Here is a 13,442-nt window from a genome sequence, read left to right as displayed (position 1 = left end):
TGAAATGCATTCCCCCGTGGGAGCTGGCTTGCCTGCGATAGCGGTTTGACCGGCAGCGCTACTGCACCTGATACACCACCGGTTTTTCCCCCACCACCATTGCCGTCACACTGCGTGCGGGGTAGCCCTGGTTCTCCTCGGCAGCAAAATTCACCACTAACCGCGTGCCATCGGCAAACGTGGTCTGCTGCACCTGCTTGTCCGCCGTCAGCCAGCGAAAATCGGTCATCGCCTGAGTCGCCAGGCGTTGATGCAACGGCCGGAAAAACCGGTCCTGACGCTGGATCACCGGCAGCCGCTCCTTAAGCGTCGCCGCGCTCAGGTGATACAGCGGCGGCACGTTGTACAGCAGTTGAGTCAGCTCGTTTGCAGCCCGCACATTGCTCAGCTTCAGGCTATCGAACAGCCAGTGGTGGGTGGTGATGACCGAACCGTGGAACACCGCCTGATACAACGGCAAACGCATCGTCGGCTCGAAGTACACCGTACGAAACGGCTCCTTCAACGGCACGGGCTTGAAGAACACCGCGGGTTGCTCCGGCGGGTACCAGTTGCCCACGTAATAGGGCGACTGCTTGTCCTGAGTCATCGCGTCGTCACCCCAGCCGATCACGGGTGTCTGCATCCCATGGGCGAACAGGATGCCCTGTGCCGTGATTGCGTTGCCGTCTTCGGAGCCGGCGGGCAGCTTGAGCGCGGTGTTGATCCAGCGAGACGCGTCGATATTGCCCTCAGCATTTTGCGCCTGGGTCATTGGGGCGCCGGTACGATAGCTGTCGAAGACCATGCTGGTGGCGTAGGCATCAAGGAACCAGGCGTTGAAACCTGCCTTGGCGTGCACGGCCTTCACTCGGGCTTCCAGCAACGGCCGCACGCAGCGCGGATCGGTGTAGTGGCCCGATTGCTGGAAGCCGGTCTTGAGCTTGCCGTCCTTCAACACGATGGCACAGTCGCGGTAAGCCTTGCTGCCCAGGTGGGCGGTGGTCCAGTCCGGGTTTTCGATGGTGGATAACGCCGTTTCATAGGAATCGTACGGTGCCATGAGGTAACCGGCGTTGACGCCCGCCTGAATCGCTTCGGGATGCCACAGGCCACCTTCCCAACCGTCGCCCAAGGCCAGCAGCAGGCGTGGGAGCCCAGCGTCTTGCAGCGACTTCAGGGTCTTGGCCGAGAGCGTGCTGCCCCAGGTTTCAGGACCGTCACGCAGCGCGCCGCTGAACGCCGTCGCCAGCTCACGGCGCAGTGCGCCATAGCCATCAGCGAGCTTGAGCATGTCCGGCTCCTCGGTAGCCTGCCAGGTTTGCCGGGCCTTTTTATTGATTGCCGCGTTGAGGCCACGCAACAGCACGGTCTTTTGATAGCGGTCCAACGCAGCGGACTGCGCCAGCACTTGCGTGGCCTCTTTATCCAGCAAGCCCTTGAGTTCGTGGCCGCGCAGCACTTTCACCAGCAGCGGCCAATCACGCACATCATCCGCCCCCAACAGCTCATTACCCCACAGATAGACATGGCTGGCCCCCAGCAGCTTTTGCGCTTCAGGCGTTTGCCGCAGCTTGTCCGTCAACGGTTCATAACGCCCCTGCTCCACCAGCCACTGGCGATAGCGCTTGGCACCGGCCAATGGGTCGGCGTCGCCCAGGTGCAGGCGCAGGGTCATCGGCGCGCTGGGGTCCAGTGCCGTGAATGCATGGGATGCCAGCAGCGCCAGGCCCTTTCCGTCGGCTTGCCACAACAGGCGATTGTTATAGGGGTTGGTCAGCAACCAGCTCAGCGTGAAGCGCCCGTGATCCACGCCCCATAACGGCAGGCTCAGATCCTGCGTGGTGTTGAGCTCACCCTGTTCGAGCAAAAACGCGTTCCAGACGGGGTTACCCGCCGGCACGTAGTGCCCTTCGGCCAAGGGCCAGATCAACCCTTGGCCCATGGCCTCGGCGGGTTGGCGCAGCAGGTGCAATTCACCCGGCTCGCGGGCGCTGATGGTCAAGGCAAGGTCACGCTGCTCAAGGCGAGCCGTCAGACGATAGGCGCCGCTGTCCCATTGCCAGGTGGCCTGTTCAGCCTCTGCCTGCATATCGCTGACAACATGCGCCGCCACGCCGCTGGAGGCTTGCACAAGCGCCTCACCCGCCGGCGTAACGCGCAGCGCCAACGTGGCGGGATCGAGTTCCACGCGCCACAGGGCGTTTTCCAGCACCGTACCCGCAAACGTCAGCGGAGACAGCAACAGGCAACAAACCAACACAAGAGGGCGCATGGCACAGGTCTTCCAAACGGGATCGGGCCCGAAGGGTAAAACACTTGGCGCCCGGCAAATGTAGGGAAAGTGTTTCCAGGAGCCTTCCTACACCCTCGCAGGAAGGCCCCGATGGTCAGGCCTGATGGTCTTTAGGCTCGCGAATTTTGTACCAGGCCACGTAAAGCGCCGGCAGGAACAGCAACGTCAGCAACGTGGCGATAATGATGCCGCCAATCATCGCGTACGCCATCGGCCCCCAGAACACTTCCCGCGCAATCGGGATCATGCCCAGACTCGCCGCCGCCGCAGTCAGCAGGATCGGTCGGCGACGGTGCTCGGTGGCTTCCACCACCGCATCCCACGGCGTGTAGCCGTCGCGCTCGTAGGCGTCGATCTGCGTCACCAGAATCACCGAGTTGCGGATGATGATGCCGATCAGCGCGAGGATGCCGAGGATCGCCACAAACCCCATAGGCGTGCCCGTGGGGATCAGTGCCAGCACCACACCAATCAGGCCGAGCGGCGCGACACTCGCCACCAGGAACATCTTCTGCACGCTGTGCAACTGGATCATCAGGAAGGTGGCCATCAAAAACAGCATCAACGGCACCACTTTGGCAATCGGGCCCTGGGCCTTGCCGCTTTCTTCCACAGTGCCGCCGGTGGCGACCTTGTAACCCACCGGCAAACCGGCGCTGAATTTCTCGATCGTCGGCGCCAGCTGTTTAACCAGGTCGGTCGGCTGCATCTCATCGCGCACCGATGCCTTGATCGTGATCGTCGGCTTGCGGTCGCGGCGCCATACCAACGGTTGTTCAAGCTCATAGCGCACGGTGGCAAAGGCCAGCAGTGGAATCGAGGTGCCGTTGGGTGTGACGATCTGCAGGTTCTGCAAGGTTTCCGGCGTGCCGCGTTCGGCATCTTCGGCGCGGCCGACCACGTTGATCAGGTAGATATCGTCGTGCACCTGGGTGACCGAGGCGCCGCTGACCACGCTGTTCATCACCTGCGCCACGTCTTCCGACGACAGCCCCAGTTGCCGCGCCTTGTCCTGGGCGATGTCCACGCGCAGCACTTTGCCCGGCTCGTTCCAGTCGTAGATGATCTCGCCCAAGTGGGTGTTCTGATCCAGCAACGTTGCCAGCTCGATGGCGTGTTTGCGCACCTGGTCAATGTCTTTACCGGAGACCCGATACTGAATAGGCCGCCCCACGGGTGGGCCCATTTCCAGCGGCTGCACATAACTGGAGATGCCGACAAAGTCATCACGCAGGCGCTTTTGCAGGCGCGCAATCAAGGCGCCGCGCTCCTCCAGGCCTTTGCTGACGATGACCAACTGGGCGTAGTACGGGTTTTCCAATTGCTGGTCGAGGGGCAGGTAGAAACGAATCGCGCCCTGGCCGATATAGGTGCTCCAGCGGGCAATGTCCGGGTCATCCTTGATGATGGCTTCCAGGCGGTCGACCGCTTTGCGTGTTTCGTTGATCGAGGCGTTTTGCGGCAGGTTGAGGTCGACGAGGATTTCCGGGCGGTCCGACGACGGGAAAAACTGGTTCTGCACAAACTGCATGGAGAACACCGACGCCACAAACAGCCCCACGGTGATGCCGATGGCCCACCAGCGGTTGCGCATCGCCCAGAGCATGCCGCCGTTGAAGGCGCGGCCGATGCGCCCTGGCTCGGCGTTATGCGGTTTCACATTGGCACTGAGGATATGCACCCCAATCACCGGTGCAAACAGCACCGCCACCACCCACGACACCAGCATCGCCACGGCAATCACCGCAAACAGGGTGAAGGTGTACTCGCCCGCCGAACTGGCATTGAGGCCGATCGGCACGAAACCGGCCACGGTGACCAAGGTGCCGGTGAGCATCGGGAAGGCCGTCGAGGTGTAGGCGTACGTCGCCGCCTGCTCCTTGGTTTCACCTTTCTCCAGGCGCGTGATCATCATCTCCACGGTGATCATCGCATCGTCCACCAGCAGGCCAAGGGCGATGATCAACGCGCCCAGCGACACCCGCTGCATGGTGATGCCGCTGTACTCCATAAACACGAACACCAGCGCCAGCACCAACGGGATCGAGCACGCCACCACCAACCCGGCACGCATACCGAGGCTGATAAAGCTCACCACCAAGACGATGATGACCGCTTCAAACAATGCGCTGGTAAAGCCGCCGACAGCCTCCTCGACCACTTCCGCCTGGTCGGACACTTTGTGCACGCCGACGCCCACCGGCAGGTCGGCGGTCAGCTCATCCATGCGCGTGTGCAGCGCCTTGCCGAACGACTGGATATTGCCGCCCTTCTGCATGGCGATGGCCAAGCCGATCGCCGGCTTGCCGTTAAAGCGGAACATCGGCCGCGCCGGGTCGACATAGCCACGGCTGATGTCGGCAATGTCCGCCAAACGATAGAAGCGGTCATTGAGCCGCAGGTTGACGTTGGCCAAATCTTTCTCCGAGGCGAATTGCCCGGAAGTGCGCACGGAAATCCGCTCCGGCCCGGCCTCGATCACCCCGGCGGGGGTCACGGCGTTCTGTGATTGCAGGCTTTGCACGACCTGGCGCTGATCAATCCCCAGTGCCGCGAGTTTGCGCGTGGAGAAATTCAGGTAAATCACTTCGTCCTGCTGGCCGATCATCTCGACCTTGCCCAACCCCGGCACCGAACGGATCTCGGCACGCACCTGTTCCACGTAATCGCGCAACTGGCGCATCGACAGGCCGTCGCCGGTAAAGGCATACACCGAACCAAACACGTCACCGAACTCATCGTTGAACGACGGCCCCTGCAAACCCTGCGGGAACGTGCCGCGAATATCGTCGATCTTCTTGCGCACCTGGTACCAGATATCCGGGATGGCCTTGGCGCTGGTGGTGTCCTTGAGGAACACGAATACCGTGGATTCGCCCGGCCGCGTGTAGCTTTTCACGTAGTCGAGGGAGTCGAGCTCTTCGAGTTTTTTCTCGATGCGGTCGGTGACCTGCTTGAGGGTTTCTTCCTGGGTCGCGCCGGGCCAGCGGGTCTGGATCACCATGGTCTTGATGGTGAACGACGGGTCTTCCTCACGGCCAAGGTTCATGTACGAGAACACGCCCATCAGCAGCGCGACGAACATCAGGTACCAGACGAAGGACTGATGCTTGAGGGCCCAGTCGGATAAGTTGAAGCTCCCTTTCATCGCGGGCTGTCCTCGTCGATTTTGACTTTTTGCCCGGGTTTCAGGCTGTTCACACCGGCGGTGACGATGCGTTCGCCGGGTTTGACGCCGCCATTGAGCAAGGCGCTGGCGGCGTCGCGGCTGATCACGGTGACGTCACGCGGTTGCACGGTCTGGCGTTGGGTGTCGAGCAGCCAGATGCGGGTTTTGCCGTCGACTTCCTGCAAAGCGCTGACGGGCACTTCGATACGTGGCGCAATGGCAGTGCTCAAGGTCACGCTGATCGCGGTGCCCAGGCGAAACGCAGGCGGCGTCTCGGCCAGGGTCAGGCGTGCGCGCCGGGTGCGCGTGGCGCTTTGGGCCTGGGGCTCGATCTCGCGCACGATGGCGGTGGTGTTGACGCTTGGGTCGAGTTGCCCGGCGACCAGAAACACCACATCGGCGGGCAAGCGCTCGGCAAGGCCGGCGGGCAGGTCGATCACCGCTTCCTTGATATCCGGGCGGGCCAGGGTCACCACTTGCTGACCGGCGCTGACCACTTGGCCGGCCTCGGCATTCCACGCGGTGACAATACCGGCGTGGTCAGTGCGCAGTTCGGCGTAATTGAGCTGGTCTTTGGCCTGGTTGACCGAGGCCTTGGCCTGATCGAGGGTCGCCTGGGTGGTTTTAAGGTCGGTCTGGGCCACGTCCAACTGGGCCTGGGCGCCGACGCCACGGTTGAACAACGCCTGTTGGCGGCGGGCGTTGGCCTGGGCATTGATAAATTGCGCCTGCACACGGGCGAGGTCGCCTTGGGCGGCGCGCAACTGGTTCTGCTGGTCGGTGGGGTCGAGAACGGCGAGCAAGGCGCCCTTCTCCACCTCGGCACCCACATCCACGGCGCGACGGGCAATACGACCGGGCACGCGGAACCCCAGATTGCTTTCATAACGGGCCTGGATCGTACCGGCGAAGCGGCCGAGGTTTTCCTGGTCTTCGGCTTTCACTTCCATCGATAACACCGGGCGCACGGGCTCGGGCGGCGGTTCTTTCTTGGAGCAGGCGACCAGCAACAGGCTGGCGGCGAGTAGAGCCATCAATCGCTTCATGGCTGGGCTCCTGGCTGGGCGATCTCGACAAGCATGCCGGGGTGCAGCAATTGCCCACCGGCCACCACGACTTTTTCGCCGCCTTTAAGGCCCTCGCCAATGATCACTTTGCCGGTCAGGTAACGCGCCACGCTGACCTTGTGCAACTGCGCCTTGCCGTCGCCATCGATCAGCCACACAGCGGGCTCGTTGAGGTCTTTGGTCAACGCAGACCAGGGCAGCTCGATACTGGCCTTGGCCGGGCCATTCGCGGTGGCGCTCACCACCGACCCCAGCTGCATGCCTTTGGGCAGATCCTGCAGGGCAATCTTGACTTGCACGGTGCCGGTATTGGCTGCCACCGCGGGCGTGACTTCACGGACTTTACCCACTGCCTTGACGCTTGGGTTATCCAGGAGGCTGACGGTAATCGGCGCGTCGGGCGGCGGCTCCACCAGCAAGGATTCATACACGTTGAACACCGCATCGCGCTCACCATCACGGGCCAGGCTGAAAATCGGCACGGTGGCCTGCACCACCTGGCCGACCTCGGCCTGGCGCGCGGTAATCACGCCGGGCGCATCGGCGATCAACGCGCTATAGCCGAGTTGCTCGCGGGCGTTGGCCAGTTGGGCTTGTGCCGCCGCCAGCGCGCTTTGGCTGCTGCGCAGCGCGGCCTGGGCGGCGTCGTATTCGCTGCGGCTGGTGTAGCCCTTGGGCAACAGCTTTTCCTGGCGCACGAAGGCGGCGGCGGTTTGCTTGACCCGCGCCTGTTCGGCCACGACCTGGGCCTGGGCGGAATCGACGTGGGTCTGCAAATCCTTGGGATCAAGCTTGGCCAGCACTTGCTTGGCAGTCACGCGGTCGCCCACGTCGACCACGCGCTGGATGATCTTGCCACCCACGCGAAAGGACAAATCGGTTTGTACGCGGGCCTGGATGTCACCGGTCAGCGTGACCGCCGCGGCAAAATCCGCCGACTGGACGGTCTGCACAAATACCCGTGAATGCGCCTTGGGTTCGGTCTTTTCCTGACCACAGCCGCTCAGCAGCGCCAACAGGCCAAGGCTGAGTACAACTCTTGAAGTGCGACCGCCCATGCAGGCTCCTTTTGCGTGACGCGATGTGCCAATTTGTATGCGACTGTGAGCTTAGATCAGGGTTCCTTATCTGCAGGGAGGAACCCATACTCCAAGGGTTCCCATGCAGACTGAATGCACATGCTGAAAACCCTCGCAGTAGCCAATTATCGCTCAATCAATAAGTTGGTGGTGCCCCTGGACCGACTGAATCTGGTCACCGGCCCCAATGGCAGCGGTAAGTCCAACCTGTACCGCGCGCTACGGCTACTGGCGGAAACCGCCCAAGGCGGGGTGATCAATGCGCTGGCCCGTGAAGGCGGGTTGGATTCGACCTTCTGGGCCGGGCCGGAAACCATCAGCCGGCGCATGCGCAATGGCGAGGTGCCAGTAGAGCCCATGGTGCGCCAAGGCGTCAAACGCCTGCGCCTGGGGTTTGCCGGGGAGGATTTCAGCTATGCGATCTCCCTGGGTCTTCCGGAAAAAACCCAGTCGTATTTTTCCCTGGACCCGGAAGTGAAGAAGGAATGCATCTGGGCTGGCCACATCTACCGCCCGGCCAGCCTGCTGGTGCAGCGTTCCGGGCCGATGGTGCGCGCACGCGAGGGGCGTGCCTGGGATGTGTTGGCTCAGCACACGCCGAATTACCACAGCCTGTTCGACCAGGTCGGCAGCCTGCGCGGCTCGCCGGAGGTGTTGCTGCTGCGCGAAAGCATCCGGGGCTGGCGTTTTTATGATCACTTTCGCAGCGATGTGGATGCGCCCGTGCGCCAGCCACAACTGGGCACGCGCACGCCGGTGTTGCATCACGACGGGCGCGACCTGGCCGCCGCGTTGCAGACCATCCGCGAGATTGGCGACCCCGAGGCGTTGCAGCGCGCGGTAAGCGATGCGTTCCCCGGTGCACGCTTGAATATCCAACCGCTGCAAGGCGGGCGTTTCGCGCTTGAGTTTTATCAGGAAGGTTTGCTGCGGCCGCTGTCGGCCGCGGAGTTGTCGGACGGCACCTTGCGTTATCTGCTGCTGGTCGCTGCGCTGCTGACACCACGGCCGCCCACGATGATGGTGCTGAACGAGCCGGAAACCAGCCTGCACCCGGATTTGCTGCCGGCGCTGGCGCGCTTGATTATCCAGGCGTCACAGCAGTGCCAGGTGTGGGTGGTGTCCCATGCCAGCCGGTTGATTGCGGCGTTGCAGCAGGATGACGGGTGTAATTCGATTGTGCTGGAGAAGGTGCTGGGCGAGACGCGGATTGTGGGGCAAGGGATTTTGGATGCGCCGGCGTGGCATTGGCCGGAATAAATGGTGACTGTGGCGACCTCATCGCGGGCAAGCCCGCTCCCACATTTGGATCTGCGCCTGTCAGATTGGCCGCGCTCTGCCCGCTACATAAGCCAGTACCACAAGACCACCCAGCGCCGCCAAACCCCTGTGGGAGCGGGCTTGCTCGCGATAGCGGTAGACCAGTCGATTTTTCCAGCGACTGACACACCGCCTTCGCGAGCAAGCCCGCTCCCACCTTTGGATCTGCGTCTATCAGATTGGCCGCACTCTGCCCGCTACATAAGCCAGTACCACAAGACCACCCAGCGCCGCCAAACCCCTGTGGGAGCGGGCTTGCTCGCGATAGCGGTAAATCAGTCGATATTGCCAGCGACTGACACACCGCCTTCGCGAGCAAGCCCGCTCCCACCTTTGGATCTGCGTCTGTCAGATTGGCCGCACTCTGCCCGCTACATAAGCCGGTACCACAAGACCACCCAGCGCCGCCAAACCCCTGTGGGAGCGGGCTTGCCCGCGAAAGCGGTAGACCAGTCGATTTTTCCAGCGACTGACACACCGCCTTCGCGAGCAAGCCCGCTCCCACCTTTGGATCTGCGTCTATCAGATTGGCCGCACTCTGCCCGCTACATAAGCCAGTACCACAAGACCACCCAGCGCCGCCAAACCCCTGTGGGAGCGGGCTTGCTCGCGATAGCGGTAAATCAGTCGATATTGCCAGCGACTGACACACCGCCTTCGCGAGCAAGCCCGCTCCCACCTTTGGATCTGCGTCTGTCAGATTGGCCGCACTCTGCCCGCTACATAAGCCGGTACCACAAGACCACCCAGCGCCGCCAAACCCCTGTGGGAGCGGGCTTGCCCGCGAAAGCGGTAGACCAGTCGATTTTTCCAGCGACTGACACACCGCCTTCGCGAGCAAGCCCGCTCCCACCTTTGGATCTGCGTCTATCAGATTGGCCGCGCTCTGCCCGCTACATAAGCCAGTACCACAAGACCACCCAGCGCCGCCAAGCCCCTGTGGGAGCGGGCTTGCTCGCGAAAGCGGTAGACCAGTCGATTTTTCCAGCGACTGACACACCGCCTTCGCGAGCAAGCCCGCTCCCACCTTTGGATCTGCGTCTATCAGATTGGCCGCACTCTGCCCGCTACATAAGCCAGTACCACAAGACCACCCAGCGCCGCCAACCCCCTGTGGGAGCTGGTTTGCCTGCGATACCGGTGTAACCGTCAGCGAAGGATCAACCCTGCCACTTCCCGCCTTCAACAATCACACTCTCAGGCTTGGTGTCATCGCTCAGCTCTTTACGCACGTATTGGTCATACAGCTTGAGCAAAAACTTCTCTTCACCCAACTTCGCCAACTCGGTATTCACCCAGTCACGCAGTTCGACATTGCCCTTCTTCACCGCTGGCGCAATCGGCGCTTCATCACCGAGTTTCTGTTCCAGTACGCGGTAGCCCGGGTTCTGCTTGGCCCAGCTGAACAGCACCAGGTTGTCCTGTGCATACGCGTCCCCACGACCGGCCGACAACGCTTGCAGTGACTCGGAGTTTTTCTCGAACTTGAGCAGTTTCCAGTCCGGGTGGTTCTTGGTCAGCCAGATATCGGCAGTGGTGCCGGTGGTGACGATGGTGGTGCGGGTGGCCAGGTCATCCAGGCTTTTCACCGAGCTGTCCTGCGGCACCAGCGCCTGTACCGCGACTTTCAGGTTGGGGTTGGTGAAGTCCACCGCTTCCTTGCGCTCCGGGGTCACGGTCATGTTGGCGAGGATCAGGTCGACTTTGTCACTTTGCAGAAACGGTATACGGCTGGCCGGCTCGACGGCGACGAATTCGACTTTGTTTTCATCGCCCAGCAGGTCCTTGGCGAATTGGCGGCCGATGTCGGTATCGAAGCCGACGTAGCGACCGGCTTCGTTCACAAAGCCGAACGGCGGCTTGTCGGTAAACACGCCGACGATCAGCTTGTCGCGCGCCTTGATCTTGTCGATGTAGCTCACAGCGGCGGCGGGTTTCGCGGGCGCTTCGGCCTTCTTATCGCAGCCGGCCAGCAATGCGACGGCGAGCAGTGGCAGTAATAACTTGGCAGTTTTCATATCAGCTCCAGTTCCTTGGTCTTTTTGGGCAGTGTTGAAACAAAGGAGAACTTCTCCAGGAACTGCTGCGCGCGTGCGGTTTGCGGGTTCGTAAAGAATTCCTCGGGGGTGTTTTGTTCGAGGATGCGACCGGCCTCCATAAACACCACGCGGTCGGCGACGGCGCGGGCGAAGGCCATTTCGTGGGTGACGATCAGCAGGGTCATGCCATCGCGGGCCAAGCCCTGGATCACCTCCAGCACCTCCTTGACCATCTCTGGGTCGAGGGCGGCGGTGACTTCGTCAAACAGCATGACCTGGGGGTTCATGCACAACGAGCGGACGATGGCGATGCGTTGTTGCTGACCACCGGAAAGCTGACGCGGATAGGCATCGCGCTTGTCGGCCAGGCCCACGCGTTCCAGCAGTTTTTCTGCCTGCTCGCGGGCTTCGCGTGGGTCGCGTTTTTGCACTTTCAGCGGGCCGAGCAGGATGTTGTCGAGCACGCTCATGTGCGGGAACAAATGGTAGCTCTGGAACACCATGCCTACGTCCTGGCGCACTTGGCGCCAGTCCGTGTGTTTGTCCAACAGCTCCTTGCCGGCAAAGCGCAGGCTGCCGCTGTGCGCCACTTCAAGGCCGTTAAGGCAGCGCAACAAAGTGCTTTTACCGCAGCCGCTGGGACCGAGGATCACCACTACTTCGCCGCTTTGTACCCTCAAGTCGATGCCTTTGAGCACCTGCTGCTCACCGAAGAATTTGTTGAAACCCTGGAACTCGATCAATGCGCTCATGCTTGGGCCCAGCGCCGTTCCAGCACCTTGGAGGCGGCCGACAACGGGTAGCAGATAAAGAAGAAAAACAGGAACAGCACGCCGTAGATCAGTACCGACTCATAGGTGCGCTCGATGATTTGCTGACCGACCTTGATCACATCCACCACACCGATCAGCACGGCCAGGGAACTGGTCTTGATGATCCGCGTGTAGACGTTGATGGTCGGCGGCGTCATGCGCTTGAGGGCCTGGGGCAACAGGACATAGCCGTATAACTGCGGGTCGGACAACCCAATCGACAAGCCGGCTTCACGCTGGCCACGCGGCAGCGAATGCAACGCGCCGCGCACCACTTCGCCGACCTCGCTGGCGCCCCATAGCGACAGCACCAGCACCGCGCACCAGAAGCTCGGGATGCTCAGGCCGAAGAAAATCGGCAGGCCGAAAAACAACAGGTACAACCACACCAGCACCGGAATCGCCCGGAACAGTTCCAGGTAAACCCGCAGCACGAGGTTGATCAGCTGGTTATTCAGCGTGCGTAACACGCCGTACAGCACGCCACCGACAGTGCTGAAAACGATGCTCAAAAAAGAAATCGACAGGGTTTGCGCAGCGCCCTTGCCCAATTGCGGCAACGACACCCACAACAGCTCAAGACCCGAACTGGCCATGCTGGAGCCTCCTTTCCAGGCGGCTGAGCAGCAGCGACAGCGGCAAGAACAACAGCACGCAAATCAGCGTCAGCACGGCGAGCATTTCGTAGGTCTTGTAGTAGAGCGCGATGTAACTCTTGGTGGTGTAGAGAATCTCCGGCACCGCCACGGCAGACACCACGGTGGTCTCCTTGAGCAGGAAGATGAAATTGGCGAACAGCGCCGGCAGGCTGAGAATGCCGGCCTGGGGCAGGATCACATGGCGCAGCAATTGCCAGTCGGACAGGCCGATGGATTTGCCCGACTCGATCTGCGCCAGCGGCACGGCTTCCACACCGGCGCGCAGCACTTCGGTGAGGTAGGCGCCGCCGAGGAAGGTCATGGTGATGATGGCTGCCCAGAACCCGGAAATATTGAAACCCAGGGCGGGCAAGGCGAAGTACACGAAAAACAGTTGGATGAGCAGCGGCGTGTTACGCGCCAACTCCACATACAACGCCACCAGGCGTGACAGGTAAGGCGTGCGAAACACCAGCAGCGCGGCGTTGATCAGCGCCACCAGCAAGGAGGTGGCAATGGCGATCAAGCCCACTTGCAGCGTCACCCCTACGGCGTTGAGAAACGCCGGCAAGGTGCTGAGGATAAAAGCGAAATCGAAAGTCATTGTGAGTCCATGACGCCGCAAGGGTAATGCAGCGAGCGCAGTCCGTTCCGGCGTGGGTAACGTCGGGTAGCGCGAACTTTAAAGGTATAAAAAGCAAAATTTAAATACCTAAATAGCATATTGATATCACCCAAAAAGATAACCGCCGGATTCGCGGGTTTGGCCGGTGGAGGCTATGGTCTTCGGGTCGAGGGAAGGCTGTTTTTTCGAGGGAATGAGCAATGAACGAAGTGAAACCGATGGATCCGCAGGAGCTGGTGAAGTGGTTGGTGGCGTTGCGCAGGGCGATCAATAGCCGCGTGCTCTGAAACGCTGAAGGTCCAATGTGGGAGCGGGCTTGCTCGCGAATGCGGTGTATCAGACAGAGCATCTGTAACTGACAGACCGCTATCGCAGGCAAGCCAGCTCCCACAGTTCTTGCCCGTATTTCCAGGCCAAT

General features: G+C 61.4%; 9 protein-coding genes. 1 reads left to right on the top strand and 8 read right to left on the bottom strand.

Translation table 11 applies throughout. From position 1 onward, the window contains the following. Positions 1-58: 58 nt before the first annotated feature. From A7J50_RS01140 to A7J50_RS01125, 4 genes are all read right to left on the bottom strand, one after another. Complete coding sequence (locus A7J50_RS01140) at positions 59-2,254, bottom strand: glycoside hydrolase (RefSeq protein ID WP_064450170.1); 2,196 nt, start codon at positions 2,252-2,254, stop codon at positions 59-61. Positions 2,255-2,369: 115 nt separating this feature from the next. Continuing rightward, a complete protein-coding gene (locus A7J50_RS01135) occupies positions 2,370-5,423 on the bottom strand; it encodes an efflux RND transporter permease subunit (protein WP_064450169.1) in 3,054 nt (1,017 codons plus the stop codon). After that, entirely contained in the window at positions 5,420-6,490 is a 1,071-nt protein-coding gene (locus A7J50_RS01130; RefSeq protein WP_064450168.1) for an efflux RND transporter periplasmic adaptor subunit, read from the bottom strand. Before A7J50_RS01130 ends, A7J50_RS01135 begins: the two co-directional genes overlap by 4 nt. Continuing rightward, complete coding sequence (locus A7J50_RS01125; RefSeq protein WP_064450167.1) at positions 6,487-7,569, bottom strand: efflux RND transporter periplasmic adaptor subunit; 1,083 nt, start codon at positions 7,567-7,569, stop codon at positions 6,487-6,489. Before A7J50_RS01125 ends, A7J50_RS01130 begins: the two co-directional genes overlap by 4 nt. Before the next feature lie 120 nt (positions 7,570-7,689). Between A7J50_RS01125 and A7J50_RS01120 the strand changes: the two genes are divergently transcribed. Beyond that, a complete protein-coding gene (locus A7J50_RS01120) occupies positions 7,690-8,850 on the top strand; it encodes an AAA family ATPase (protein ID WP_064454835.1) in 1,161 nt (386 codons plus the stop codon). 1,220 nt (positions 8,851-10,070) lie between these two features. Here the strand turns inward: A7J50_RS01120 and A7J50_RS01115 are convergent. The 4 genes from A7J50_RS01115 to A7J50_RS01100 are packed head-to-tail and all read right to left on the bottom strand — an operon-like array spanning position 10,071 to position 13,003. After that, on the bottom strand, positions 10,071-10,928 hold the full coding sequence (locus A7J50_RS01115; RefSeq protein ID WP_064450166.1) for a transporter substrate-binding domain-containing protein: 858 nt from the start codon (positions 10,926-10,928) through the stop codon (positions 10,071-10,073). After that, a complete protein-coding gene (locus tag A7J50_RS01110) occupies positions 10,925-11,701 on the bottom strand; it encodes an amino acid ABC transporter ATP-binding protein (protein WP_064450165.1) in 777 nt (258 codons plus the stop codon). Before A7J50_RS01110 ends, A7J50_RS01115 begins: the two co-directional genes overlap by 4 nt. Then, positions 11,698-12,357, bottom strand: a complete 660-nt coding sequence (locus A7J50_RS01105; RefSeq protein WP_064450164.1) for an amino acid ABC transporter permease — start codon at positions 12,355-12,357, stop codon at positions 11,698-11,700. The genes A7J50_RS01110 and A7J50_RS01105 overlap by 4 nt, the downstream gene beginning before the upstream one ends. Beyond that, the gene (locus A7J50_RS01100; RefSeq protein ID WP_064450163.1) at positions 12,338-13,003 is read right to left on the bottom strand and encodes an amino acid ABC transporter permease; all 666 of its coding nucleotides are present in this window, start codon (positions 13,001-13,003) and stop codon (positions 12,338-12,340) included. The genes A7J50_RS01105 and A7J50_RS01100 overlap by 20 nt, the downstream gene beginning before the upstream one ends. Positions 13,004-13,442 lie beyond the last annotated feature (439 nt).

It is taken from the genome of Pseudomonas antarctica (genome assembly GCF_001647715.1).
Classification (GTDB): domain Bacteria; phylum Pseudomonadota; class Gammaproteobacteria; order Pseudomonadales; family Pseudomonadaceae; genus Aquipseudomonas; species Aquipseudomonas antarctica_A.
The sequence above is the reverse complement of the archived record's forward strand: the minus strand, read 5'-3'. Positions and strand labels throughout refer to the sequence as shown.

What these genes read in the sequence shown, in the direction of transcription:
- A7J50_RS01130 (WP_064450168.1), bottom strand. Translation starts at nt 6,490, where the DNA reads ATGAAGCGATTGATGGCTCTACTCGCCGCCAGCCTGTTGCTGGTCGCC.
- A7J50_RS01140 (WP_064450170.1), bottom strand. Translation starts at nt 2,254, where the DNA reads ATGCGCCCTCTTGTGTTGGTTTGTTGCCTGTTGCTGTCTCCGCTGACG.
- A7J50_RS01125 (WP_064450167.1), bottom strand. Translation starts at nt 7,569, where the DNA reads ATGGGCGGTCGCACTTCAAGAGTTGTACTCAGCCTTGGCCTGTTGGCG.
- A7J50_RS01110 (WP_064450165.1), bottom strand. Translation starts at nt 11,701, where the DNA reads ATGAGCGCATTGATCGAGTTCCAGGGTTTCAACAAATTCTTCGGTGAG.
- A7J50_RS01120 (WP_064454835.1), top strand. Translation starts at nt 7,690, where the DNA reads ATGCTGAAAACCCTCGCAGTAGCCAATTATCGCTCAATCAATAAGTTG.
- A7J50_RS01135 (WP_064450169.1), bottom strand. Translation starts at nt 5,423, where the DNA reads ATGAAAGGGAGCTTCAACTTATCCGACTGGGCCCTCAAGCATCAGTCC.
- A7J50_RS01115 (WP_064450166.1), bottom strand. Translation starts at nt 10,928, where the DNA reads ATGAAAACTGCCAAGTTATTACTGCCACTGCTCGCCGTCGCATTGCTG.
- A7J50_RS01100 (WP_064450163.1), bottom strand. Translation starts at nt 13,003, where the DNA reads ATGACTTTCGATTTCGCTTTTATCCTCAGCACCTTGCCGGCGTTTCTC.
- A7J50_RS01105 (WP_064450164.1), bottom strand. Translation starts at nt 12,357, where the DNA reads ATGGCCAGTTCGGGTCTTGAGCTGTTGTGGGTGTCGTTGCCGCAATTG.